Below are 25,201 nucleotides of genomic sequence, written 5' to 3' on the forward strand. Positions count from 1 at the left end.
TGTAAGCGGGCTGGAGGGCCCGGGCGACCGCAGCGGAAGGGGCTTGGGCATTGCGCTGTGGCATGATGTGCTGGCGCGCCTGCGTGTGTAATCCGCAGCGGTGTTGGGCAGCGACTCCATTCCCGGAATATCCGGAAGTGTGACCCGCTTCCTTGCAACTCTGAATTGTTTATATTCAGAAACCTAAAGCCCTCCCTTGCGCGGCCGATACGCCCTGTCCATACAGGGGAAAATCCGCGTGACCCATTCGCACCAAGCTTCGCCGGCAATGACGCTGGCACCGCGTCGCACTTCCGGCGCCTCCCGTACTCTTTCCACCAGCCTGCTGGCCCTGGCGATCGGCCTGGCCATGAGCGGCCCCACCACGGCGATTGCTGCGACGGTCACCGTGCGCGATCCGAGCCAGCTCGATGGCAACTGGTATGTGCCGGGTGCGTGGAGCAACGGCGATCCGAACCTGACTGTCGAGAACCACGCCTACATCGACAGCGTGACCCCGGTCGTGGTGGATGCGATCAGGGCTGATTCGTGGCGCGTGGACATCGGCCATGGCGGCAGCGGCGAGCTGTTCATCCAGAACGGCGGCGTGCTGGAAAGCACTGCCATCTTCATTGCGACGCTGGCCGGCTCGACCGGCAAGGTCACCGTGACCGGCGCCGGTTCGCAGTGGATCGGCAACAACAGCATCGGCGTCGGCCATGAAGGCAGCGGCTTCCTGGACGTGCTTGATGGCGGCCAGGTGATCAACGCCCAGGGCACGTGGGTGGCCTCGGAAATGGGCAGCAGTGGCGTGCTGACAGTGTCCGACAAGGATTCGCGCTTTGCCACCGACCAGATCCACGTGGGCGCGCAGGGCATGGGCACGGTGAACGTGCGTAACGGTGGCAGCTTCCAGACCGGCGTCGCCCGTCTGGGCAGCTACAGCAGCGTGGCCCGCGGCGAAGCCACGGTGACCGGCAAGGATTCGAGCTGGTTGAACAGCAGTGACCTGCTGATCGGCGTTTCCGGCACCGGCACGATGACCGTCGCCGACGGCGCCACGCTGACCGTGCAGGGCAGCACCCTTCTGGGCCAGCAGCGGCACACTCCGGGCGCGCCCGATGGCGTGCTGGTGCTGACCGGCGCGGGCACCACCGCCACCACCGGCTTCATCGCCGTGGGCCAGAACGCGGTGGCCGAACTGAATGTCTTCGACGGCGCCGCACTGACCGCAGGCAACGTGGGCGTGGGTGAGAGCACGCAGGGCGAAGGCAGCTTCCGCGTGGCCGACGCTGGCAGTTCGGCCAGCATGGGCCGCCTGACCGTCGGCAATCAGGGCAACGGCAGCGTGTCGGTGTATGACGGCGGTGCGCTGACGGTCAACGACGCGCTGGGCCTGGCCGGCGCCAGCGGCAGCCGTGGCTCGCTGACCATTGGTCCGCAGGGCACGTTGAACCTGGCCGGCGGCCTGATCTACCAGGGCGCCGGCACGGCCAACGTGCTGATTGCCGATGGCACCCTGCACCTGACCAGCAAGGCCTTCACCAGCAACGTTGAAATGGCGCTGGACGGTGTCGCCACGGTAGACACCGACCAGGTCGATGCGATGTTCAGCGGCCGCCTGACCGGCACCGGCGCACTGCGCAAGACCGGCAGCGGCACGCTGACCACCCATGCCAACAACAGCTACAGCGGCGGTACCCGCATTGAACAGGGCACCCTTGTGCTGGCTGGCAACGGTGCGATCCGTGGCGCGGTGGACGTGGCATCGGGCGCGACGCTGCAGCTGCAGCGCAATGGCCAGACCCTGTTCAACAACGTGCTGTCCGGCGCGGGCGATGTGGTCAAGCTGGATGCGGGCCTGCTGAGCCTGTCGGGCGACAGCAGCGGCTTCACCGGTACCACGCGCGTGCAGGCCGGCGCGCTTGACGTGCATGGCCGCCTGGGCGGCCTGGCCGACCTGGGCACTGGCACCGAGCTGAGCGGTGACGGCCAGCTGGGCAACGTCGTCATCCGCGACGGCGCCACCCTGGCACCGGGTTCGGCCACGGCCTTCGGCACGCTGTCGATGACCGGCAGCCTGCTGATGGAGAACGGCTCGCGTTACCTGGTGGATCTGGGCGCCGATGGCGCCGGCGACCGCGTGCAGGTGGGCGGCGGCGCAACGCTGCAGGGTGGCAATACGGTGGCCATCGCCAGCGAGGGTGACTGGCAGCCACGCACCCGCTACACCATCCTGAGCGCGACGCAGGGCGTGCAGGGCACGTTCTCCGGCGTGAGCAGCACGCTGGCCTTCCTGACCCCCACGCTGGACTACGACGCCAGCAACGTCTACCTGACCCTGGCCCGCAACGATATCGCCATGCCGGATATCGATCTGGCCTTCCCCGATGTGGTGGTGAACCCCAACCAGAAGGCGGTGGCCGGCGCGGTGGAAGCGCTGGGCAATGGCAACGCCGTGTATGAGGCGGTGGTACGGCTGGACCTGGCCGAGGTGGTGCCGGCCTTCGACAGCCTGAGCGGTGAGATCCATGCCGCGCACCGCGGCGCACTGCTGCAGAACCGCTTCCTGCACGAGGGCATCGACCGCCATCTGGACGGTCTCACGATGGGTGCCGAGATCGCCCCGGGCGTGCACGCCTGGATCGGCGGCAACGCCGGCCAGCGCCGCACCGATGCCGGCGCGGACAACACCGGCTTGCGTTCGTCGCAGCACGGCGTCATGGCCGGTGCCGGCTGGCGCCTGGGTGAATCGCTGGAAGTGGGCGTGGCCGCCGGCCAGCAGCAGCTGGTCAGCCGCCTGGCCCAGCGCGATGCACGCAGCGAGACCGACAGCACCGAGTACGGCGTGTACGGCCAGTACCGCTGGCAGGGCCTGAGCCTGCGTGCCGGTGTCAGCCGTGCCGACTACCGCACCGACAGCACGCGCACCGCAAAGGTCGGCACCCGCCTGGACGAAGGCCTGTCCGCCCGCGAGGACGCCACCGGCACGACCGCGTTCCTGCGTGCCGGCTGGACCTTCGGCGGCGCGCGCCTGCAGCTGACCCCGGAAATCGAAGTGGCCCAGGTGCGCCTGGAAAGCGACGGCAGCCAGGAACACGGCGGCCACAGTGCCCTGCGGTGGAACGGCGGCAGCGCACGTTACCGCACCGGCCTGGCTGCGCTGCGCGCGGACTGGGACATCAGCGGTGGCCAGCGTGATCGTGCGGCGCTGACCGCGCGCGTGGGCTGGCAGGTGGCGGGCGGCGATCGCCTGCCGCAGGTCGATGCACGCTTCGTGGAAGGCACGCAGGGTTTTGCGATCAGCGGTGCGCCGCTGGCCCGTCGCAGCGCGCTGGCCCAGTTCGGCGTGGCGGTGAGCCCGACCGACAACAGCCGCGTGGCGCTGCAGATGCAGGGCCGCCGTGGCGATGGCCAGCGCGATCTGGGGGCGCAGCTGGACTGGTCGGTGGCGTTCTGACCGGGAGGTTGGCCGGTTGAATGAAGAAGGGCGCCTTGTGGCGCCCTTCTTTTTTTTCCGATCAGGTCAGAGCCCTTTCCGTTGGAAAGGGATCCGACCCCCGGCGCTGCATCAACGGTTGTTGATGATGTAGTCGGCGATGATGCCGGTTGCCACGGCCACCAGCAGCATGTTGCCGCGGTCATCGCGGATCCAGTGGTGGCCGGACGGCGGGCGGCGCAGGTGGTAGCGCGGGTAGTCGTTCACCACGTAGATCGGGCCGCGGTAGTAATCGCGGTAGCGGTGGCCGCGCTGCCAGCCATAGCCATAGCCGGGCCGGTAGCCCGGGCTGTAGACCACGCGCGGCGGCGGCGGTGCCGGGCGGTAGTAGCCATGGTCGTAGCGGCGGTCGTGGCGGTAGTCACGGCGCGCTTCGCGGCGGTCGCGTTCCCAGTCGCGGCGGTCGTGGCGCCACTCGCGGCGATCTTCGCGCCATTCACGGCGGTCGTGGTCGCGACCACGGTGGTCGTTGTCGGCGAAGGCCGGGGCGATGGCGCCCAGCGCCAGTACAGAGGCCACGGCGCCGGCCATGAGTCGATGGATGTGCATGGGAGACCTCTGCTGGGGTGGGTGGTGAGCCCATATTGCGCATTCGATCTGAACGGTTTCCGGCTGGAAACGCTTCCCGCTGCGGGACTGTGACGGCCCATTCAGTCCTCGGCCAGCCCCGGGCGCTGCGGACGGCGCGGGGCGTAAGCGCTTCCGGCTATAATTGGGGGTATTCCATTCAGTCTGTGCCCGCTGCCGCAACGGGAAGTTCCCCGTGACGGACCGGGCGCAGGGTCGCGCCTACGGAGACCTCATGTCCTCGCAATACATCTACACCATGAACCGCGTGTCCAAGGTGGTCCCGCCCAAGCGGCAGATCATCAAGGACATCTCGCTGTCCTTCTTCCCGGGCGCGAAGATCGGCCTGCTGGGCCTGAACGGCGCCGGCAAGTCCACCGTGCTGAAGATCATGGCCGGCGTGGACACCGATTTCGAGGGCGAAGCCCGTCCGCAGGCCGGCATCAAGGTTGGCTACCTGGCGCAGGAACCGGAGCTGGACCCGACCAAGACCGTGCGTGAAGCGGTTGAAGAAGGCGTGGGCGAAGTGCTGCAGGCACAGGCTGCGCTGGACGCGGTCTACGCCGCCTATGCCGAAGAAGGCGCCGATTTCGACGCGCTGGCCAAGGAACAGGAGCGCCTGGAGGCGATCCTCGCCGCCGGCGATGCGCACACGCTGGAAAACCAGCTGGACGTGGCCGCCGATGCGCTGCGCCTGCCGCCGTGGGATGCCATCGTCGGCAAGTTGTCCGGTGGTGAAAAGCGCCGCGTGGCGCTGTGCCGCCTGCTGCTGCAGAAGCCGGACATGCTGCTGCTCGACGAACCGACCAACCACCTCGACGCCGAGTCGGTGGAATGGCTGGAACAGTTCCTGGCGCGCTACACCGGCACCGTCGTGGCGGTCACCCATGATCGCTACTTCCTGGACAACGCCGCCGAGTGGATCCTGGAACTGGACCGTGGCCGCGGCATTCCGTGGAAGGGCAACTACACCGACTGGCTGACCCAGAAGGATGAGCGCCTGAAGCAGGAAGACAACCAGGAAAAGGCTCGCCAGAAGGCGATCCAGAAGGAACTGGAGTGGTCGCGCCAGAACGCCAAGGGCGGCCGCACCAAGGGCAAGGCCCGTCTGGCCCGCCTGGAAGAGCTGCAGTCGGTCGATTACCAGAAGCGCAACGAGACCAATGAAATCTTCATCCCGCCGGGCGAGCGCCTGGGCCAGGCGGTGATGGAATTCAAGAACGTCTCCAAGAAGTTCGGCGACCGCCTGCTGTTCGACAACCTGAACTTCCTGGTGCCCTCGGGCGCCATCGTCGGCATCATCGGCCCCAACGGTGCCGGTAAGTCGACCCTGTTCAAGATGATCACCGGCCAGGAAAAGCCGGACACCGGCGAGATCGTGGTCGGCCCGACCGTGCAGCTGTCCTACGTGGACCAGAGCCGCGACGCGCTGGAAGGCAACCACAGCGTGTTCCAGGAAATCGCGGGCGGCCTGGACATCCTCAACATCAACGGCATCGAGATCCAGTCGCGCGCCTACATCGGCCGCTTCAACTTCAAGGGCCAGGACCAGCAGAAGATGGTCGGTTCGCTGTCCGGTGGTGAGCGTGGCCGCCTGCACATGGCCAAGACCCTGCTGCAGGGTGGCAACGTGCTGCTGCTCGACGAACCGTCCAACGATCTGGACATCGAAACCCTGCGTGCGCTGGAAGATGCGCTGCTGGAGTTCCCGGGCAACACCTTCGTCATTTCGCATGACCGCTGGTTCCTGGATCGCATCGCGACCCACATCCTGGCGTTCGAAGGCGATTCGCACGTGGAGTTCTTCCAGGGCAACTACCGCGAGTACGAAGAAGACAAGCGCCGCCGCATGGGCGACGACGCTGCGCCGAAGCGCCTGCGCTTCAAGGCGCTGAAGTAAGCAAGAACGAAAGGCCGCGCTCGCGCGGCCTTTCGCCTTTCATGGGCCGCAATCGATTCTTGTTGTCGCTTTTGACCCTTTCGCGGCGCGCTTCGACGCCACCCGGCTGAAGGCTGCACGTGTAAAGCAGTGTTGATTCCTTGTCGCACACGGCATCATCCGTACTTTGCAACTCGTTGTATGTTCCCGGCCCAACGCTTCGGTTTTCCTACGCACCCGATTCATCCCCCTCGTAGGAAAACACCATGAAAGCACTGATCTCCACCACGGCAGCGCTGCTGCTGTCGGGCACTGCCGCAGCCGCGCCGGCGAACTGGGAAGGCATCTACCTGGGTGCCCATGCCAGCCATGGCGAAGGCCACAGCCAGGACCGCAGCAACGCCAATGCCTCTGAAAAGAGCATCCGCGGCTTTGCTGGCGGGCTGCAGGCCGGCCGCAACTGGCAGTTCGACAACAATGTGGTTGCCGGGATCGAAGGCACCCTTTCCTTCGGCAACATCACCCAGCAGTGGAAGGACCGCGACAACCACCAGTACAGCCCTTACTACGGCAAGGATGCGGTGACCCGTTCGGGCGCAGTCAACCTGACGCTGGGTTACGCGGCGGGCCAGTGGCTGCCGTACGTCAGCGCCGGCGTGAGCGTGGCCCGCCAGGAGTTTTCGCTGGGCTGCGACAAGTCGCTGGTGGAGGCCACCAACGGCTGCCGCGTGGCCGAATTTGAAACCCGCGCGTCCCATGTATCCACCGGCGCGAACGTCGGCGCGGGCGTGCTGTACCGCTTCAGCGACCAGCTTTCGGCGGGTGCGGAGTACCGTTACACCCATCTGGGCTCCAGCCCGGTTTACCTGGAAGATCCCAACTACCCGGCTGCGGCGCGACGCAGCTTCCATACCAACTACAGCAGCGTTACGCTGAAGTTGAACTACCACTTCTAACCGCCTGGCGACGCACCCGCCGGTCCTTCGGGCGGCAGGGCGTGCAGGTACGAGAGATCTGCGATGTCCCTGTTCGAACGCCTGTTCCAGCTGCAGCAGCACGGCACCACCGTGCGCACCGAACTGCTGGCCGGTGTCACCACCTTCCTGACGATGTCCTACATCGTCTTCGTCAATCCCGAGATCCTGGGCACCACCGGCATGGATGCTGGGGCGGTGTTCGTGGCCACCTGCCTGGCCGCGGCGCTGGGCTCGGTGGTGATGGCGCTGGCGGCCAACTTCCCGGTGGGCATGGCCCCGGGCATGGGCTTGAATGCGTTCTTCGCCTTCACCGTGGTCGGCGCTGCCGGCCTGCCCTGGCAGCAGGCGCTGGCAGCGGTGTTCATTTCCGGCCTGGTGTTCCTGGTGCTGTCGCTGACCGGCGTGCGCGCATGGCTGGTGTCGGGCATTCCGGCGTCGTTGCGGTCAGCGATCGTGGCCGGCATCGGCCTGTTCCTGGCCATCATCGCGCTGCAGAAATCCGGCGTGATCATCGGCAACGAGGACACGCTGGTGGCGCTGGGCCCGCTCAATACCGCGCCACCGCTGTTGGCACTGGGCGGCTTCCTGCTGATCGCGATCCTGGAAGCGCGGCGTGTGCGCGGTGCGATCCTGATCGGCATCCTGGCGGTGACCGCGGCCGGCTGGGCGTTGGGCGATCTGCAGTACCACGGGCTGGTGTCGTTGCCGCCGAGCCTGGCGCCGACCTTCCTGCAGCTGGACCTGCCTGGCCTGCTGCACCACAACGGCGGCGCGCCGATCGCGGTGCTGCTGCAGGTGGTGCTGGTGTTCGTGCTGGTGGAAGTGTTCGATGCCACCGGCACGCTGTATGGCGTGGTCGGCCGTGCCGGCCTGCTGAAACTGCCGGGTGCGCAGAAGCGGTTCGGCCGCGCGCTGCTGGCCGACAGCACGGCGATCGTGGCCGGCTCGCTGCTGGGCACCAGCAGCACCACCGCCTTCGCCGAAAGCGCCTCGGGCGTGCAGGTGGGTGGCCGTACCGGTTTGACCGCACTGGTGGTCGCTGCATTGTTCCTGGCCGCGCTGTTGTTCTCGCCGCTGGCGGCGATGGTGCCCGGCTATGCCACCGCGCCGGCGCTGCTGTTCGTGGCCGGACTGATGCTGCGCGAACTGGTGGAAGTGGACTGGAGCGACCTGACCGAATCGGTACCCGCCGCGCTGTGTGCGCTGGCGATGCCGTTCACCTATTCCATCGCCAACGGTCTGGCGTTCGGCTTCATTGCCTATGCCGCGCTGAAGGCCGGCACCGGCCGCTGGCGCGAGGTGCACCCGGCGGTGTGGCTGGTGGCGGTGCTGTTCGTGCTGCGTTACGCGCTGGAGTGATCCGGCGAGCGCATGTTCATCATGCATGGCCCGGTTCACCCGTTGCCAACGGTGCTCTGGGATGATGACGGCATGTCCACGCCTCCCCTGCCTCCCGATCCGTCTTCGCCGCTGCGCCGGCGCCTGCTGCGCGCCGCCCTGCTGGCGCCCGTTGCGGCGGCATTGACCACCCTGCCCGGCTGTTCGCTGCCGGAACAGGTGGACGGCACCTTCCTGCAGCCGTGGCGCAGCCACCTGCAGTGGCGCATGGCCGATTGGCAGCGCTCGCTGCAACTGGCGCGCAGGCTCGGCTGCAGGCAGCTGGTGCTGCAATGGAGCGGCATCGTCGGTGGCGCCGAGGGTGATTGGCAGCTACCCGATGCCAGTGTGCGCATGCTGTTCACCGCAGCCTCGGAAGCCGGTATCGCCGTTCGCGTCGGCCTGCCGTTCCAGCAACGCTGGTGGCAGGCCATCGGCGGAGACGACGCCGCACTGCAGGCCTTCTTCGCCGACAGCCTGGCGCAGGCGCGGGCCTGGCTGGCACAGGCACCCTGGTCGCGCGTGCAGGCATTCAATGGCTGGTACATCCCCTACGAACTGGAGCAGTACCACTGGGCCGATCCCGCCCGTCAACAATGGCTGGCGCAGTGGCTGCACGGCATCGCCCAGGCGGCGGTCGAGCGTGGTGGCGACTGCGCGGTTTCCTGCTATTTCAGCCGTCTGCAGACCCAGGGCGACCTGGTGACCTTGTGGGATGCCGTTCTCGCCCAGGCTGCGGTCAGGCCCATGGTGCAGGACGGCGTGGGTGTTGCCGGCGCCGGCAACGTACAGCAGCTGCAGCCGCTGCTGCAGCATCTGCGCACGCGCGGCGTGGCCTTCGATGCCATCGTCGAGCTGTTCCGCGAGCTGCCCGGCGAGAACAACGATGGCACCCAGTTCAAGGGCGAAACCGCTGATGCCGCACGTATCGAGCGGCAGCTGGCCTGGGCGCGCGACAGCGGCGCCGAACACGTGCTGGTATATGCGCTGGACCCTTGGCTGTCGCAGGACACGCCGGAAGCGGCCACCTTGCGCAAGCGCTGGGGAATCTGACCCCGGTACCGACCCGCAAAAAGCGTTACAGCGTGCGGCCGATGATGTCGCGCAGGATCTCGCTGGTGCCACCGAAAATCCGCAGTGCACGCGCGTCGGCCCAGGCACGCCCTATGCCATATTCGTTGCTGTATCCGTAGCCGCCGTGCAGCTGCAACAGGTCGTCCAGCACCTTGCCTTGGACTTCGGTGGCGTTGAGCTTGGCCATCGCCGCGCGGGTGGGATCCAGTTGCCCGCTGATCTGCTCGCCCAGGCACTGGTCGAGGAAGCTGCGCAGCATCGCCAGCTGTGCCGTGGCCGAGGCCAGCACGAAGCGCGTGTTCTGGTGATCAATCAGCAGGCGACCGAAGGCCTTGCGTTGCCGCACGTAGGCCACCGTCTCAGCCAGCATGCCTTCGGCCGAGGCGGCCGCGCGCAACGCGATGGCCAGCCGTTCGGACGCCAGGTGTTCTTCCAGGTAACCGAAGCCGCACCGTTCCTCGCCCAGCAGGTGATCGGCCGGCAGGAACACGTCTTCGAAGAACAGTTCGGTGGTGTCCTGCGCATGCTGGCCGATCTTGGCCATCGGCGCACCGCGGCTGACACCGGCAGCGGCCAGGTCCACGCAGAACAACGTCAGGCCGCCGGCTCCGAGTTCCGGGGCGACAGTGGCCACCACCACGGCGACGTCGGCATTGCTGCCATTGGTGATCCAGGTCTTCTGCCCGTTCAATCGATAGCCGCCGTCCACTACGTCGGCACGGGTGCGGATCGTCTTCAGGTCACTGCCGGCGCTGGGCTCGGTCATCGCGATCGCACCGATCGCTTCACCCCGTGCCATCTTCGGCAACCAGGCATCGCGCACGGCTGGCGTGGCGTACTGCATCAGGTAGGGCGCGACCATGTCCGAGTGGATCGAGAAGCCGATGCCCAGATAGTTGGCGCGTGCCAGTTCTTCGATCACGCAGGCGGCATGACCGTAGTCGCCTCCCATGCCGTACGGCTCGGGCAGCTGGCAGTTCAGCAGGCCGGCCTCGCCGGCCGCGCGCCACAGCGCGCGTGGCGTGATGCCATCGCGCTCCCATTGCGCGTAGCCGGGCGCGATCTGTGCGTCGATGAAGCGACGGACCTGGTCGCGGAACAGTGCGTGGTCCTCGCGGAATACCGGCCGGTCTGCCATCGGATCAGCGGCCCACCGCGTCGGTGCCACTGAGCTGGCCCTGCAGCACCGGTGCGTTGGCGGTACCGGTCAGGAACAGGCTGTAGTGATCGCCGGGCTGCAGCGCGGGAAGTTCGAGTGCGGGACTGTCCTTGCCACCGCAACCGGCCACCAGCCGCGCCTTGACCGGATTGATGCCACGCGCGGCGCTGCGGCCGGCGGCAACCGCCGGGAACACCACTGCGCCCTTGTCGGCCATGGCCAGCTTGCCCTGGGGGCAATTGGCGGCAAGGTTGTAGAAGCGGATCTCGGCCTTGAGGGCGTCGCTGCTGCCACCACCGTCTTCGAGCACGTTGAAGGGCTTGGCCGCTGCGCCGGCATCCAGCACCAGGGTGGTGAAACTGCCGGCGGCCACCGCTGGCTGCGTGCGGGCCTTGCCGGCCACGCGCACGCTGAACGGCTTGCCGCCTTCAACGATCGCATAACGGGTAGCGCGTGTTGCCGGCCCGACGTTCTGGTCGGCGCCATTGCCGATACCGGCCTTGAGCACCGTGCTGCCCGGGTTGAGCACGCGCACGAAGGCAGAGCCAGCGGGCGGGCGCGCGGCATACAACTGGGCCAGGCGCCCTTCCGGTGCGCCTTGGGCGAAGGCTGCGCACGGCGACAGCAGCAGCGCGGTGGCGACCAGCGATTTCAGGACAGTGTTCATGCGGGTTTCTCCGTCGTGCGGAGCGTGCGCGCCAGGATCTGGTAGCGCTGCTCCAGTTGCTTGCGATCCACCTTGTTGCTGATCGTCTGCGGCAGGGCATCCACGGCGAACAGCTCGGAAGGAATCATATAGGGCGGCATGTAACGTTCGAGCAGGCCCTTCCAATCCGCCAGGTCCGCTGGCGGACGCTGCAGTGGGCCGGTCTGTGGCTGGGTGGTTTCGACAAAGCCGATCATCCGCACCAGGCTGCCATCGGGTCGCCGCAGTACCACGGCGGCACCCGCGACCACGCCAGGCAGGCGGGCCAGGCCGACATCGACCTCGGCCAGTTCAATGCGGTAGCCATTGAGCTTGATCTGGTCGTCGCGGCGGCCACGGAAGTAGAACCGGCCCTGCGCGTCGACATCACCCAGATCACCACTGCGGTACGCGCGCTTGCCGTTGTGTTCGAACAACACGCCGGCATCCAGGTCCGGGCGCTCGAGATAACCCCGCATCACATGGTCGCCGGCCATGCAGATCTCACCGTCATCGAGGAACACCTCGGCATAGGGCTTGCCGATGCCGATCGGGAACGGGTTGGGTGCCGCCGCACGCAGGGCCGGATCGATCTCCACCCATGTGGTGGAACAGGTCGCTTCGGTTGGCCCGTAGGAATTGATGATGCGTACCTGCGGGAAACGCGCCCACAGTTCTTCAGCCACGCGCGGTGTGAGCGACTCGGCACCGAACACGAACACCTGCAGGTCGGGCAGGTGCGCGGCGTCGAAACGCGGATTGAGCATCTGCTGGCGCACGAACGAGGGCGTGGATGCCCATACGGCCACGCGCGAATCGCGCAGATGGTCGACGAAATGCTCGCTGCTGGCGATCACCTCGCGCGGGCACAGCACGCAGCAGCCCCCAAGGCCCAGCGCGCCACACAGGTCGAACAGCGAGAAGTCGAAACTGAAGAGCATCTGGTTCATGAACGCCGGCGCCGGGCCCAGCGCCAGGCAGTCGCGGATCCAGCCGGTGAACAGGGCAACACTGTCGCGGCCGATCTGCACGCCCTTGGGGTCGCCAGTGCTGCCGGAGGTGAACATGATGTAGGCCAGGTCCGGCACCGCCAGCGCACGTGGCGCATCGGCACCGGGCAGGAACGCATCGAGGGCCGCATCGTAGATCGCACGCGCATGCACCAGCGTGGTGATGCGCTGCAGGCGCGCTGGCGGGTTGATGGTGTCCACCGGTACGTAGGTCACGCCCAGGCAGAGGCAGCCGAGCATGGCCACCACGAAGGCCGATTCCTTGTGCCCGGAGATCACCAATGCGTCACCGTGCACCAGGCCGGCAGCACGCGCACGGTCGATCCACTGCTGGGTGGCACGATGCAGCCCGGCCCAGTCAAGTACCCCATCGGCCGCATGCAGGGCGGGAGCCTGCGTGGCGACATCCAGGTCGGCGAATCGGCATTGGTCGAAATCGAAGTACATCGTGCTACCTCCGGTGCCCGCAGGCGATCAGCGGGGGCCGTGCTCGGCCACGTAGTCGGCCAGCACCTGCACCGAATCAACCAGGGCATCGATTTCATCCACCGGCAGGGTGACGCCAAGGCGGTCCTTGACCTCGACCATCAGCTGCACCTTGGACATCGAATCGAAGAACGATTCCATGTACTCGTCCGGCTGCACGCGGGTACCAATCACCGCCTCGACGATGTCGATGAGCTGGTTCTGGATTGTCTGCTTGTCCATGTTGGAATCCACCTTGTCAGAACTGGAAGTAAAGGAAACGGGTTTCTTTGTGCAGGTTCAGCAGGCACAGCGACAGCAGCACCAGCATCACCAGCAGCCAGGCCCAGTTGGGCTGCCAGCGCATCCACGCGCGCGGCGCCGGGCTGGGCTTGGCCAGCGCGGGAGAGTACACGCCCATGATCTGGTGCGCGTTCGGTGCCAGCCAGACAATGGCCAGTGCCAGCAGGATGTACAGCAGCTGCAGGTGATGGCCCAGCAGCAGGCGCACACCATCGGCCAGGCCCATGCCCGCGACATGGCCCAGGTTCTCCATGCTTTCCCAACCGCGCACGCCGAACATGCCCTGCACCAGCTGCCACGCATCGTGCACGCCATCGGCGCGGAAGAACGCTTGCGCCACCAGCACCGCGCCGAAGGTCAGCAGCAGGTAGCCGGCGTGCTGGAACGGATTGAGTTTTCGCATCGCGGCCGGCTTGCGACCGCCGACAAAGACCCGCCACGCGTGGTTGATGACCAGGTAGCCGGCATGCAGCAGGCCGAAGATCAGGAACTGCATGCCGGCACCATGCCAGATGCCGGCCAGGCCCATCGCCCATACGGTGGGCAGCACGATCATCGAGAAGAAGCCGCCAGCCGATGCCACTGCGGTAGGGCCGGTGGCACGGCCATGGCGGGTGCGCCAACGGGTCACGGCCATCGCTACCGGGTAGTACAGGTAGGCGGTGATGTAACGGGTGAGCGTCATGTGCCAGCGCGCCCAGAAGTCGATGATGCTGGTGGCCTTGTACGGCGAATTGAAGTTCAGCGGGAAGCGGATGCCGAACATGCGGGCCAGGCCCAGCGCCATGTCCGAATAACCGGAAAAATCGAAGTACAGCTGCAGCGCATAGCTGAGCGCGGTGGCCCACGCGCCCCAGAACTGCACATCACCTGTGGAGGCGAAACCGGCATCGGCATACGGGGCGATGCTGTCGGCGAGCAGGACCTTCTTGGCCAGGCCGATGACGAACAGCATGCCGCCAATGGACAGGTTCTCGGCCTGGAAACGATAGGTCTCGCGCTTGCTGAACTGCGGCATCATCTCCTTGTGGTGCAGGATCGGGCCGGCAATCAGGTGCGGGAAGAAGGTCACGAACAGGACATAGCTGAGCGGGCTGCGATCGTTGACCACGCCGGCACGACAGTCCAGCAGGTAGCCGATCTGGGTGAAGGTGAAGAAGGAAATGCCCAGCGGCAGGATCAGCGTGTCCATCGGGCCGACGTTGAAGCCGATGTCGTGGACGAAGTTCACCATTGCCGCGAAGTACTTGTAATGCACCAGCAGCAGGATGTCGGCGGCCACGCCCAGCGCGGTGGCCAGCAGCTGCAACCGGGGACGCTTGGCCAGCGACAGGATCACCAGGCTGACCAGGTAGTTGAAGATGATCGAGCCGGCCAGCAGGATCACGAACTGCGGATTCCACCAGCCGTAGAACACGATCGAGGCCACGCACAGCCACAGCGCGGCCAGCCGGGGCCGCAACGCGCCCAGCAGGTAGTGCACGCCCAGCGCGATCGGCAGGAAAATCAGCAGGAACAGGAAAGAGTTGAACAGCATGGTCGGTCGGCGCTCAGTCGATACCGGCCAATGCCTTCTGCTCGCCTTCGGTCAGCGGCAGGGACAGGGCCATTTCGGAAAATTCCCAGATCACCAGTTTCACGGTGGGTGGCCACGTCGGCTGCTGCGGCAGCGCCGCCAGCAGTGCGCCGGAAAACTGGCCGCCGTCCATGCTCTGGTTCCACACTTCGCGCCCCAGGCCATGGCCCAGGCGTTCTGCGAACAGGCTGCGGCGGCCGTTGGAGCTGCCCAGCAGCAGCACCTCCACCGGCGGGGTGTCGTCCAGCAGTCCACCGCTGCGCAGCGGCGCGATGACCTGCTCCGGCTCCAGGTCCAACGGCGGCCGCCATGATGGCGGCGCGTGTTCCAGGCCTGCCAGCACGATCAGGTCGCCCATGCGTGGCTTGGGCGTGCCCGGCGCTCCGACCTCGAATGCCTGGCTGCCCTGCCCGCCCAGCAACGGCAGCGCCACCGCGCTCACTGCGTCGGCGGCACGCTGCGCGCCGATGCGGTTCATGTGCACGTCGGTGCGGAAGAACACCGGCGCGTCCTGCCCGGACAACACCGGCAGCAGATCGACACTGGGGACCTTCGCCGCCGCCAGCGCCTGCCGCCACTGCCCGTAGCGCGCACGCATCGGTTCGGAATAGCGCAGGCCACAGGTGTGCGCCTGCTCGATGCGCGACTTGTCCGGCACCACCACCACCAGCAGCTTCGCGCCGGTGGCCTGCAACTGCTGCGACCAGTGCTGCATCAGGCGCACGCGATCGTTGAATACCTTGGCACCGGCACCCGGCTGCGGACGCAGGCCATCGCGGTAGAACAGCCAGCCCGGGCACCCCAGCGCCACCTGCTCGCCAAGATCGCCCAGCAGGCGATAGCGCACGGCCGCCCCCAGCAGGTCGCCCTGGGCCTGGATCGGCAGCCGCAGGGCCTGGTTGATCGCCTGCCCGGCTTCGCCATCTGCCCAGCGCGAGGGCAGCAGTTTCTCGGCCGGCAGCCTGGCGTTGGCCAGCATCCAGGCACCGGCGCAGACGCCGATCAGCAGCAATGCCGATACCACCACGGCGGTCAGCCGATGGGCACGCGGTGGGGCAGCAGGTGGCAGGGGCGCGGGCGCCCCGGGACGGGCATTCATCGGATCACTGCCCCAGCGCCTTGTGCAGGCGCGCCTTCCATTGCTCTGGGGTCATGATCGAGGCGTTGTCCCATTGGCCACGTGCATCCGGGCCCTGCGGGTAGGACGGTTCGAACATCTGCCAGACCAGCACCTGCGGCTTGTTCTGCTTGAACCCGGGTGATTCCAGGTATTCCAGCAGCATCACCCAGTGGCCGACGTTGCCGGGCTTCCAGTTCACCGATACCGGGCGGTCGATCAGGTTGGACAGCTTCTGCGGGAAACCGAAGTACGGCTGCACCATGCTGTGGCCGGTCACGTGCACCGGCGCCGGTGCATCGTCCAGCAGCGACTGCTGTTCTGCCTGGCGGCGTACGGTGAAGGTGTCGCGGCCGATCGCCCTGCGCTGTTCATCGGTCAGGAACAGCTCGGCCAGATCGCCGAAGCGGCGTTCCTTGATCTCGCTGCCCAGCGGCATGCCGCTGCCGGCCTGCCCGGCCAGGGTCGGTACCTGCTCTTTCACCTTCGCGGCGACGGCAGCGGCCACGGCGTCGGCGGCCGGCTGGGTCCAGTGCTGGTCGCTGCGATAGAACACCTCCTGGCCGCCCTGCTTGACCTGCCGCATCGCCTGCAACGCATCGACAGCGGGCACGTGCGCATTGACCAACCCCTCCAGTTCCAACGCGTAGCGGCCACGCACCGCATCGCCCAGCCGCTTGCCATCGGGCAGCTTGTCTTCATAGAACAGGGCCTTGTCCGGCAGCACCAGCACCTGCAGCTTGACCCCGGCGGCGGCCAGCGCGCGCTGTGCCTCGGCGATCAGCGCCGTGTTGCGGGCGACGGCGGCACCATCGACGTCGGTCAGGCTGCCCCAGGCTGGGAACAGCCAGCCATCCTTGCCGGTCAGCACGATGGACGAGTCCTGGTTGGCCGCGGCAACGGGCGCGGCAGGTGCCTGCGCCTGCAGGGGACCGGCGGCGGCCAGCGCGCACACGGCGGCCAGCAGCAGGCGCGGTCTACGCGCGGACGGTACGCGCAGCGTTGCAGAGAAAACTGATTTCATCGGCAGATCCTTCATGCAGCATCAGTAGTAAAGGGTGGCAGTGGCGAACAGTCCCTTGGCCCGCTGGGTATCGCCGCCGCCGATGGCGAAGCGGTAAGACACCGACAGGTCCAGGTAGGAGCGCGCCGCGTTGTAGTGGTCTTCGCGGAACCAGTAACGGACGCCGACGCCAGGACCGGCCCCGAGCGACCAGCTGCGCTGGGTGTCGGACAGGTTGAACGACTGCGGCCCGATGCCGGGATAGTCGATGCCGCGCACCCGCGAGCGCTGGTCCTGCCAGTCCGCGCCCAGCACCAGGTACGGGGTGACCAGCCAGCGGGTCTGGTCGGCACCGAAGCGATAGTTGCGCCCGGCGCGAAGTTCGGCTGCGGCAAAGGCCTGCTGGCGACGCAGGCGACCATTGGATTCGCTTACGCGCTGGGACGGGGCACCGTTGGCATCGAGCGCATCAACGGTGAAGTGGGCGCGGTTGTCATCCCAGCTCAGGCCGGCCTGGGCATAGCCGCTGACGGTCCACCACTGGCTGACGTCGGTGCGCACGCCGGTGCCGTTGTAGAACCCGTAGGTGGCGTAGGTCATCCAGCCACCGGCGCTGTCGTTGAGCCGGTAACGGGCCAGCAGGTTGGCCTGCAGCGGGCGTTCGGATTCGATCTGGATCTGGCAGCGGATGGCGGCGGAGTCGGCGTAGATGCCGCCGCGCCGGGTCGCGCTGCCGAGGAACTGGCGGCGTTCCAGGCCGACGCTGAGGCCGGTCTGGCCGAAGGCATAGCGCACGCCGAACGAACCGACGGTGGACGGCCAGCCGGCGATCGAACGCGAACGGCTGAGGCGCTCGGCGCGTTCACGGTTGTCCGGCGTCGCCTGCCCGGTGCAGGGGTCGGTGAACAGCAACGATTCGAACGTACCGCCTTCGTCGTACAAGGTATTGGCGATACGTGCGTAGGCTTCCAGCGTGCCGTGCTGGTTGTTGGTGGCCTGCGGCCGCCAGAAGGCTTCCAGGGTGCTGAACACCGAAGCGCCGGGCGTGCTGATCGATGCCCCGCCCAGGTTGGTGGCCGCCTGGCGCGACCCGCGGTAGCCGGCCGAAGCGGTCACGCCCCAGTCGCGCGAGTAGCCGGCGATGGCGCTGCGCGTGTTGTAGCGCTGCGCCTTGTCCAGTGGCAGCTGGCCGGCGTCGGCAGCGTCGATCGCGCCGCGCAGCAGGGTCACGGCCTGGCGGTGATCGCCGCTGGCGGCACTGGCATAGGCCTGGTCCATCATCACCGTCCTGGGCGCCTTGCCGGTGGCCTCGGCGGCTTGGAAGTCAGCCAGCGCCAGCGCCGGCTCGCGCGCGGCCTGATTGAGGTAGCCACGCTGCATCAGCAGGCCCGCATCATCAGGGTGGGTGGCCAGCGCGCTGTCCAGGCGCTGGCGCGCCTCGCCCTGCTGGCTGCGGTTGCCGGCGGCCAGGGTCGTGGTCAGCAGCCCCTGCAAGGTCGCACTGTCCGGAGTTTCCTGCACGGCCTGGCGCGCTTCGCTGATGGCCTGCTGGTAATCCTGCCGGCCATAGGCCGCATAGGCGCGCTGTGCCGGGCCGCCTTCGCCCTGCAGATCGGCGGGCATCAGTTCGCACTGGGTGCCGTAAGGCGTATCGCGGCACTGCTGGAACGGCGCCGGATAGGACTGCAGCGTCAGGGTCTGGCCGGCGCGTGCGCCACGGATCGCCTTTTCGCGCTGGGTCACCGCCTCGCGGATGCCCTGGCGTGAGGACGCCTCTACGTCGTCCAGGGGATCGGCCTGCAGCGGCGCCAGCAGCGCGGTGGCACGGCTGCGATCGCCGGCAGCCACTGCGGCGTCCACCGCCAGCAGGCGCACGTTGCGGCGCTGCTGGTCATCGAGCCAGTCCTGCTGCAGGGCCGCGTCGAAATCGGCGTTGGCCTGTGCAGTGTTGCCCTGGCGCTGGCGCAGATAGGCCCGCATCACCAGGGCAACGGTATCGTCGGCATCGTTGTCCAGGGCCTGGTCGGCGGTGCGCTCGGCTTCTGCCAGCTGCCCATCGAGCAACTGCGTGGTCATCAGCAGCAGGCGGTGCGAGGCGACGTCAGGCGCACGTGCCACCGCTTCGCGGGCGAACCCGACGGCGGCCCGGAAATCCTGCGATATCAGCGCCTGGTAGCCCTCCTGTGCCGGTTTCACCGCACGCTGGCGGCCCAATGCCACGCGCTTGGCGCGCAGATCGGCCACATTCGGTGCGCCCAGCTGCAGTGCGGTAGCCGCCGCAGCGTCGGCCTGCTCCAACTGCTGCTGCGCTTCCAGCGAGGCGACCCACAGCATCGCCCACGCACCCTGCTGCGGCTGCTGGCGGAACGCCTGTTCGGCCTTGCTGGCGGCCACCGCCATCTGGTCGTTGTTGTAGGCGGTATAGGCTTCGGTCGCGATGGCGAATGCCTGCTGGTAAGCGCGCTCAGCCGGTGTCTGTCGTGCCGCCGGCACGGCGCGGGTACCACCGCCGCTGCCGGCAGCGGCTGCCGGCGCGGTGGCCAGGCCCGGCAATGCCGGATCCTTCAGGCCCGCATCCAGCGCACGCCGCGCCTGCTGGCGTGCCTCATCACTGCGACCGAGCTTCTGCAGCGAATAGATCTGCAGCAACCGCAGGCGCACCACGTCCGGGCGCAGCCGCGACGCTTCGCCGGCCTGTCGCAGGGCCGTGTTGTAATCGCCACGCTCGTAGGCGGCGAACGCCTGCTCGGCCATGCGGTAGGCGGGCCCGGACAGCGGCAATGGCACGTCGGCCTGCGCGTATGCCGGAGCAGCGGCCGCCAGGGCGACGGCGATGAAGGTGGACAGCAGCGAGGTCTTCATACCGTTTCAACTCCGGGAGGCGGCGACTGCAGCATCGCCGCGCGGCGGCGTTGTTCTTCCATTGCCTGGGCGATGGCGTCTTCGGTGGCGATGCCCCGCTTGACCAGGTAGTCGCCGATGCGTCCATCACGCTGGGGCTTGTACTCATCCAGTGCGATCTCGAAGTGGGCGTGGTCGATCAGGCGCATTTCCACCAGCAGGTCGCCCAGCAACGGCACGGTATCGATGCGCCACAGCTCGGCACCACTGATCATGCGCAGGCCGGCGTTGATCTCGCTTTCGCGGGCAATGCTCTGCTCGACCTGGGTGTTGCCGGTTTCCTGCTTCAACAGGTCCAGCGCGGCCTCCGACAACGGATTGGCCACAGCCAGGCGCAGGGTGCCCTCCTGCACCGGGGGCAGCGGCAGCATGCGCCACTGCACGCAGGCATCGACGCTGACCGGGAATCCGCCCCGGGCCAGGTAATCGACGTCGATGACCGCACGCTGCATATCGCCCTGGAAGGCAATCGCCTCGGCCAGCGTTTCGTCATCCAGCCAGCCCTGCGACAACAGGATCCGGCCCAAGGGCTGCTGGCGTCCGCCCTGCTGTTGCTGCAGGGCCTGTTCAAGGCGCTCGGGCTCGATGGCCTGCCAGGTGGTCAACAGTTCACCCAGGCGCTTGCGGGTCTGCACCAGTGCCGCAGCATCGGGGAAATCATGCATGGTCTTGTCCCAGACCATGCGCTTGCCGAAGAACAGATACGCCAGGAACATCCGCCATGCGCGCGCGGTGGCCATGAAATTGACCATGTTGCCGACCACCATGCGGGGGATCGACATCAACGCGTGTTCCCAGCCATACAGCCGGTTGACGAAGTAGAAGCGCTGCAGCACGCGGGTGGCCAGGGCAGCGGTGGTCAGCAACGCCACGTTCATCTGCCAGCTGCCCGCCTGGAACACGCTGGGGTACTGCAGCTTCCACACACCGGTCACCTTCAGCAGCCAGAACAGCAGCAGCTGCAGGAAGATGAGGTAGGCGATGATGCTGACAAAAGAGGTGATGATGCCCTTGCGGTCGCGCGCCAGCAGGTACTTGGTCGCCAGCGAGCCGCGCCAGCCCAGCGTTTCCCAGCTCTGCAGGCCGATCCCCAGTACCCAGCGCGCCTTCTGCCGGTAGGACGCACGGAAGTTGTCGGGAAAATACTCGCGTACGCACAGCGCCATCTGCTGGGTGCGCTCACGCACCGGCCCCCAGCCGAACCAGGACGGTCGCCGCACCAGGAACTGCACCGGGAAGCGGGCGAAGATCGAGTGCATTCCCATCGCCGCCAACCGTGCGCCGACGTCATAGTCTTCGGTCAGGCTGTCTGTATTGAACGGCTGGTTGCCGGTGGCCTCGCTCAGCGCCAGCAGCGCACGTCGCGAGAAACAGGTGCCCACGCCTGCCGACGGCACCATGCCGGACACGCTCTCGCGGACCACCAGGTCCTTTGCATGCCATTCGGCGAACTCGTCCATGTACACGCCCGCCACCAGTTCGTACCACTCGCGGTCCAGCGAGGTCACCGGCAACTGGATCATGTCCTTGCGTGGCAGCAGGTAGTTGAAGAAACGCAGTTCCATCGGGTGCAGCACGTCTTCACTGTCGTGCAGGATGACGCCAGCGAACTCCATGTCGTGGCGCTTTTCGTAGTCGAAGATCGACAGGATCAACCAGTTCAGGCAATCGGCCTTGCTGGTGGGGCCGTCATGCGGCACTTCCACGCGGCGCAGGCGCTTGTAGCGTCGGCGCATGCGCTCGACTTCATCGATGGTCTGCTGGTCGTTGGGATAGGTCCCGACGAACACGATGTACTCGCGATAGTCGAGCACATCGATCATGTTCTCCACCATCTGCGCGATGACGTCGTATTCCATCCACGCCGGCACCATGATCGCCAGCGGCTGTTCCGGGCGCTGCAGCAGGTCCTGCTGGGTCAGCGGCTTGTACTCACGGCGCTTCTTGACCGTCAGCGTGCGCCAGCTTTCGCGGACCCAGTACCAGATATCGATGAACAGGTCATCGAGGCTGGAAATCAGGATCAGCACGGCCACCGCCGCTGCCACTGTCTCCAGGGCAGCGTAGTAGTTGGCCAGCTGGATGTTCCAGAACAGACCGTCCACGTCCGGTCAGTGCCCGACGTTGGCGGACTTGCGGCGACGGCGGACCTGGGTAATGCGGGCAGCGGCCAGTGCGAACACCACCACGCCGACCAGCAGCAGCAGCCACACCATGTGCTGTTCCCACTTCGACTGCGGATTGCCCTCCTGGGCGATACGCGAACCATAGGGGTCCTGGCTGTCGAAATCGCGGACGACGTCGCTGCCATCGATCACCGCCAAGTCACCCCGCAGCAACCGGAACGGCGCAGCCAGCACCGGTCCCTCGGTGCCCAGGTCGCTGTACAGCACACCGATCTGCCCGCCTGCCGAGGCGACCTGTACGGCGGCCGCCCGCTGCAGGCCGCTCAGGTCGAGCAGCGGCTGCGGCTTGCCGGCAATCACCAGCTGGCCGTTCTTCAGGCCCGCCAGGGAGACGCCGGACGGCGCCAGGGCGAAGGCAAGGTAAGGCCTGGTCGGGCTGATCGCCGCGCCCGCATCCACTACCTTGAGGCTGGCCGCTTCCGGCGATGCACCCACCGCGCTGGCAATGGCGATGACCTTGGCCAGCGAGGACGGTGCATCCTGCAGCCAGGTAGCCGGCACGAACACTTCATTGGCATGCGCCAGCTGGCTGGCCGCGCCGATGAAGTCTGCGCCAAGCGTGCGCTTGGCCAGCTTCAGGTGGCTGCTGGGGAGGATCGACACCGGGAACGCAGTGGCCGGATCGTGGCAGTAGGGCCGCGCCGGCTGTCGCAGGAAGCTGACCCGCACTTCATTGCGGGCCGACAGCGCGTAGGTGGGTACCTTGGCAACCAGCCGCTGCGGTTTGCCATCGGCCGACAGCACCTTGGCCCCGAGCAGGTAGTCGTTGAAGTAGATCGTCGCAACCGCGCCCTGCCCGGCGGCATTGGGTGCAGCCGATACATCCAGCACCACTTCTTCCGGCAACCGGCCATCGGCCGACAATGCACCCAGTTCAAAGGTGGCGCTGCGATCACCACGAGTGACGATGTCCTGCGTACCGGCGATGTTGCCCAGCCGGCTCAGCAGCACCCGGTCCCCTTCCATCACCGGCGCGACCGCCTGCGTGACCTGCAGCGAACGTCCCAGCGCATAGTTGCGCCATTGCTCGGACAACAACCCTGCCACCTTGCCACCGGCCGCCGGGTCGACCACCAGGGTCGGCCGTCCGGCGACAGTGGTGACGCTCACGGAGGCATTTGCCACCGGCTTTTCCAATGCCGCCATGTCGGCCACCCGCCAGGCGCTGAACGCGCTGGCGGCATCGGCGCCGCTGGCCCCGACCTGCACGGCCAGCGCATCCAGTGCAGCGCGTACGCCATTGCGCAGCGCATCGCTGCCGATCATCACATCGGCGGCGAGCGGGCCGCTGTCACGCAGCGACAACAGCGCGCCGACTTCGGCCAGATCCCTGATCGCGTGCGCGCGCTCACCGGCCGCCAGCGCCGCATAGGCAGGCACGCCCTGCAGGCTGGCGGGAATGCTGATGCCGGTCAGGTCCACGCTGTCGCCGACCTTGGGCAGCGCGACCACGTCCACCTGCTTGCCACCGGTCTGCAGCGCAGCACCGATGCGCCACGCCGCATCGTAGGTCGATGCCTGCAGCGCCTTGCCCTCCACCAGCAGGCGCACGCGCGGCGGCAGTGCGCCCCAGGCCTTGGCCACGGTGTCCACCGCACGTCCATCGAAGCGATAGCTGAAGCGCGAATCCGGCGACAGCCGCAGCACGTTGGCTGGCGCGCTCTGGTCCGCGCAGCGGTAGTCGGAAACGATCGACCACCAGCCCACGCCGACGCGGACGAAGCCGTTCTCGCGAGGCTCGCCGTCAATGGCCAGCAGTTGGCTGGCGTCGCCCTGCGCATCGGTGATCGAACGTGCCGCCATCGGATCGCCATCGACCGACCACAGCCCGGACGTGCGCCCGGCATGGCCACGCACATAGCGGCCATCCAGCTGCAGCTGCGCATCGCGGGTCGGCACGCCCACAGGTACGGGCAGGTAGACCTCGCGCTGGCTCTCCTGCCCGCTGAGCACCAGCGGCTGGCGGAAGCCGAGCTGGCGAAGTGTCATCTGCCGGCTTACCGTGCTGTCCCCGGTCCATTCGGTGAACTGGCCGGCGGCGCTGTCGGCAGCGCCAGCGGCAGCGGAGCTCGCCAGGGCCAGCACGGAGGAAACAACGAGGAAGCTACGTCGGCCGGTCTGGGTCATGGCGTCACTTCTTGTAGAGGGGTGGGAACAGGGCCGGCACTGCGGTGGCCGGTAGCAAATTCGGGCAGTGGATGTCCGCGCAGGGCGGCGACGATGCGCGCACTGGCTCGGCCATCACCGTAAGGACTGGCGTCGGGGTCGAAACGGGTTGCATGTGATGGTTGTTGCAACGCGGCGTTGACGGCATCGACGATCCGCGTCGGCGCCGTGCCGACCAGCTTCACCACCCCGGCATCGACCGCCTCCGGGCGCTCGGTTACATCGCGCATCACCAGCACCGGCTTGCCCAGCGCTGGCGCTTCTTCCTGCACACCGCCGGAGTCGGTAAGGATCACGTCGGCGCGTTGCATCAGGCGCACGAAGCTGAGGTAATCCTGCGGCGGCACCAGGTGCACGTTGCCCAGATGGCCCAGCTCGGCATTCACCGGGCCCTGCACGTTGGGGTTGAGGTGCACCGGATAGAGCACCTGCAGGTCTTCGCGCTGGGCCAGCTCGGCCAGTGCGCGGCAGATGTCCAGGAAGCCCTGGCCGAAGCTCTCGCGGCGATGGCCGGTGACCAGCAGCAGGCGACGCTCGGGATCAAGCATCTGGAAGGGCGCATCGGCGCGGGCGCGCAGTGCCGGGTCGCGATCGAGCTGCTGTACGGTCTGCTGCAGGGCGTCGATGACGGTGTTTCCGGTCACCAGGATCCTGCCGCCGAGGTGTTCGCGTTCCAGGTTGGCGCGGGAACTTGGTGTGGGGGCAAACAGGAAATCAGAGACGACATCGATGACGCGGCGATTCATCTCTTCCGGCCACGGCCGGCTGATGTCGCCGGTACGCAGGCCCGCTTCGACGTGTCCCACCGGAATGCGGTGATGGAAGGCAGCGACCGCAGCGGTCATCGCCGTGGTGGTATCACCGTGGACCAGCACACGATCGGGTCGCACCTGCGCATACAACGCATCCAGGCGCTCGAACAGCTTGGCGCACAGGCCGTTGAGGGTCTGGTTGGGAACCATCACATCAAGATCGTGATCGGCGGTGATCTCGAACAGCGACATCACCTGGTCCAGCATCGCCCGATGCTGGCCTGTGGTGCAGACGATGGATTCGATATCCGGCGCCTCACCCAGCGCCTTTACCAGCGGCCCCATCTTGATTGCTTCAGGACGGGTACCGAACACAGAAAGAACCTTCACCGCAGAACTCCCTCAAGACCTGCAAACATCCTGTACGCGGATCGTAAGCGATCTCGTGAAGTTCGGCCACGTAAATGTGATGCACATCACAAAGGTGCACAGCAAGCTGGATGCAGCAACCTGACGCGCAGCGTCA

General features: G+C 67.0%; 17 protein-coding genes. 5 read left to right on the forward strand and 12 right to left on the reverse strand.

The features are described 5' to 3' along the window. Nucleotides 1-238: 238 nt before the first annotated feature. Nucleotides 239-3,439 carry an autotransporter domain-containing protein gene (locus K5K93_RS09630; protein WP_222390761.1) on the forward strand — a complete coding sequence of 1,067 codons (3,201 nt, stop codon included), beginning with the start codon at nucleotides 239-241 and terminating at the stop codon, nucleotides 3,437-3,439. Between the two features lie 111 nt (nucleotides 3,440-3,550). Here K5K93_RS09630 and K5K93_RS09635 read toward each other — a convergent pair whose 3' ends face one another. After that, nucleotides 3,551-4,027, reverse strand: a complete 477-nt coding sequence (locus K5K93_RS09635; protein ID WP_025876662.1) for an RcnB family protein — start codon at nucleotides 4,025-4,027, stop codon at nucleotides 3,551-3,553. A gap of 253 nt (nucleotides 4,028-4,280) precedes the next feature. On the opposite strand from K5K93_RS09635, the gene ettA reads away from it, so the two are divergent. The 4 genes from ettA (at nucleotide 4,281) to K5K93_RS09655 (ending at nucleotide 9,331) form a co-directional block, all read left to right on the forward strand. Then, entirely contained in the window at nucleotides 4,281-5,945 is a 1,665-nt protein-coding gene (ettA, locus tag K5K93_RS09640; RefSeq protein ID WP_025876664.1) for an energy-dependent translational throttle protein EttA, read from the forward strand. Nucleotides 5,946-6,190: 245 nt separating this feature from the next. Continuing rightward, on the forward strand, nucleotides 6,191-6,880 hold the full coding sequence (locus K5K93_RS09645; protein ID WP_093818867.1) for an outer membrane beta-barrel protein: 690 nt from the start codon (nucleotides 6,191-6,193) through the stop codon (nucleotides 6,878-6,880). 63 nt (nucleotides 6,881-6,943) lie between these two features. Then, nucleotides 6,944-8,260 carry an NCS2 family permease gene (locus tag K5K93_RS09650; RefSeq protein ID WP_025876668.1) on the forward strand — a complete coding sequence of 439 codons (1,317 nt, stop codon included), beginning with the start codon at nucleotides 6,944-6,946 and terminating at the stop codon, nucleotides 8,258-8,260. 72 nt (nucleotides 8,261-8,332) lie between these two features. After that, complete coding sequence (locus K5K93_RS09655) at nucleotides 8,333-9,331, forward strand: DUF4434 domain-containing protein (protein ID WP_222390762.1); 999 nt, start codon at nucleotides 8,333-8,335, stop codon at nucleotides 9,329-9,331. 25 nt (nucleotides 9,332-9,356) lie between these two features. On the opposite strand, the gene K5K93_RS09660 is transcribed toward K5K93_RS09655, so the two are convergent. From K5K93_RS09660 to wecB, 11 genes are read right to left on the reverse strand one after another with little or no spacing between them, the layout of a single operon-like run. Continuing rightward, nucleotides 9,357-10,490 (reverse strand): acyl-CoA dehydrogenase family protein, encoded by a 1,134-nt coding sequence (locus K5K93_RS09660; RefSeq protein WP_222390763.1) that lies wholly within the window; start codon nucleotides 10,488-10,490, stop codon nucleotides 9,357-9,359. Between the two features lie 4 nt (nucleotides 10,491-10,494). Continuing rightward, the gene (locus K5K93_RS09665) at nucleotides 10,495-11,178 is read right to left on the reverse strand and encodes an alginate O-acetyltransferase AlgF (protein WP_222390764.1); all 684 of its coding nucleotides are present in this window, start codon (nucleotides 11,176-11,178) and stop codon (nucleotides 10,495-10,497) included. After that, a complete protein-coding gene (locus K5K93_RS09670) occupies nucleotides 11,175-12,653 on the reverse strand; it encodes an AMP-binding protein (RefSeq protein WP_222390765.1) in 1,479 nt (492 codons plus the stop codon). The genes K5K93_RS09665 and K5K93_RS09670 overlap by 4 nt, the downstream gene beginning before the upstream one ends. Nucleotides 12,654-12,680: 27 nt before the next feature. Continuing rightward, nucleotides 12,681-12,914 (reverse strand): phosphopantetheine-binding protein, encoded by a 234-nt coding sequence (locus K5K93_RS09675; RefSeq protein ID WP_093818864.1) that lies wholly within the window; start codon nucleotides 12,912-12,914, stop codon nucleotides 12,681-12,683. 16 nt (nucleotides 12,915-12,930) lie between these two features. Further along, on the reverse strand, nucleotides 12,931-14,511 hold the full coding sequence (locus tag K5K93_RS09680; RefSeq protein ID WP_222390766.1) for an MBOAT family O-acyltransferase: 1,581 nt from the start codon (nucleotides 14,509-14,511) through the stop codon (nucleotides 12,931-12,933). A 13-nt stretch (nucleotides 14,512-14,524) separates the two neighbouring features. Beyond that, on the reverse strand, nucleotides 14,525-15,649 hold the full coding sequence (locus tag K5K93_RS09685) for a cell division protein FtsQ (protein ID WP_261311957.1): 1,125 nt from the start codon (nucleotides 15,647-15,649) through the stop codon (nucleotides 14,525-14,527). Nucleotides 15,650-15,653: 4 nt separating this feature from the next. Further along, nucleotides 15,654-16,691: a twin-arginine translocation pathway signal gene (locus K5K93_RS09690; RefSeq protein ID WP_222390769.1), complete on the reverse strand. Its 1,038-nt coding sequence runs from the start codon at nucleotides 16,689-16,691 to the stop codon at nucleotides 15,654-15,656. Between the two features lie 21 nt (nucleotides 16,692-16,712). Beyond that, a complete protein-coding gene (locus K5K93_RS09695) occupies nucleotides 16,713-19,532 on the reverse strand; it encodes a hypothetical protein (protein ID WP_222390771.1) in 2,820 nt (939 codons plus the stop codon). Further along, nucleotides 19,529-21,676, reverse strand: coding sequence for a glycosyl transferase family protein (locus K5K93_RS09700; RefSeq protein ID WP_222390773.1), 2,148 nt, complete (start codon nucleotides 21,674-21,676; stop codon nucleotides 19,529-19,531). Before K5K93_RS09700 ends, K5K93_RS09695 begins: the two co-directional genes overlap by 4 nt. 6 nt (nucleotides 21,677-21,682) lie before the next feature. Beyond that, nucleotides 21,683-23,884: a cellulose biosynthesis cyclic di-GMP-binding regulatory protein BcsB gene (locus K5K93_RS09705; protein ID WP_222390776.1), complete on the reverse strand. Its 2,202-nt coding sequence runs from the start codon at nucleotides 23,882-23,884 to the stop codon at nucleotides 21,683-21,685. Continuing rightward, the gene (wecB, locus tag K5K93_RS09710) at nucleotides 23,881-25,065 is read right to left on the reverse strand and encodes a UDP-N-acetylglucosamine 2-epimerase (non-hydrolyzing) (protein WP_093818859.1); all 1,185 of its coding nucleotides are present in this window, start codon (nucleotides 25,063-25,065) and stop codon (nucleotides 23,881-23,883) included. The genes K5K93_RS09705 and wecB overlap by 4 nt, the downstream gene beginning before the upstream one ends. Nucleotides 25,066-25,201 lie beyond the last annotated feature (136 nt).

This window comes from Stenotrophomonas sp. DR822, assembly GCF_019793815.1.
Classification (GTDB): Bacteria; Pseudomonadota; Gammaproteobacteria; order Xanthomonadales; family Xanthomonadaceae; genus Stenotrophomonas; species Stenotrophomonas indicatrix.

Excerpts from the sequence above, each read along its gene's own strand:
- K5K93_RS09690 (WP_222390769.1), bottom strand. The coding sequence starts at position 16,691 with ATGAAATCAGTTTTCTCTGCAACGCTGCGCGTACCGTCCGCGCGTAGA.
- K5K93_RS09685 (WP_261311957.1), bottom strand. The coding sequence starts at position 15,649 with ATGAATGCCCGTCCCGGGGCGCCCGCGCCCCTGCCACCTGCTGCCCCA.
- K5K93_RS09655 (WP_222390762.1), top strand. The coding sequence starts at position 8,333 with ATGTCCACGCCTCCCCTGCCTCCCGATCCGTCTTCGCCGCTGCGCCGG.
- K5K93_RS09680 (WP_222390766.1), bottom strand. The coding sequence starts at position 14,511 with ATGCTGTTCAACTCTTTCCTGTTCCTGCTGATTTTCCTGCCGATCGCG.
- K5K93_RS09695 (WP_222390771.1), bottom strand. The coding sequence starts at position 19,532 with ATGAAGACCTCGCTGCTGTCCACCTTCATCGCCGTCGCCCTGGCGGCC.
- K5K93_RS09660 (WP_222390763.1), bottom strand. The coding sequence starts at position 10,490 with ATGGCAGACCGGCCGGTATTCCGCGAGGACCACGCACTGTTCCGCGAC.
- K5K93_RS09670 (WP_222390765.1), bottom strand. The coding sequence starts at position 12,653 with ATGTACTTCGATTTCGACCAATGCCGATTCGCCGACCTGGATGTCGCC.
- ettA (WP_025876664.1), top strand. The coding sequence starts at position 4,281 with ATGTCCTCGCAATACATCTACACCATGAACCGCGTGTCCAAGGTGGTC.
- K5K93_RS09645 (WP_093818867.1), top strand. The coding sequence starts at position 6,191 with ATGAAAGCACTGATCTCCACCACGGCAGCGCTGCTGCTGTCGGGCACT.
- K5K93_RS09635 (WP_025876662.1), bottom strand. The coding sequence starts at position 4,027 with ATGCACATCCATCGACTCATGGCCGGCGCCGTGGCCTCTGTACTGGCG.
- K5K93_RS09705 (WP_222390776.1), bottom strand. The coding sequence starts at position 23,884 with ATGACCCAGACCGGCCGACGTAGCTTCCTCGTTGTTTCCTCCGTGCTG.
- K5K93_RS09665 (WP_222390764.1), bottom strand. The coding sequence starts at position 11,178 with ATGAACACTGTCCTGAAATCGCTGGTCGCCACCGCGCTGCTGCTGTCG.
- K5K93_RS09675 (WP_093818864.1), bottom strand. The coding sequence starts at position 12,914 with ATGGACAAGCAGACAATCCAGAACCAGCTCATCGACATCGTCGAGGCG.
- K5K93_RS09650 (WP_025876668.1), top strand. The coding sequence starts at position 6,944 with ATGTCCCTGTTCGAACGCCTGTTCCAGCTGCAGCAGCACGGCACCACC.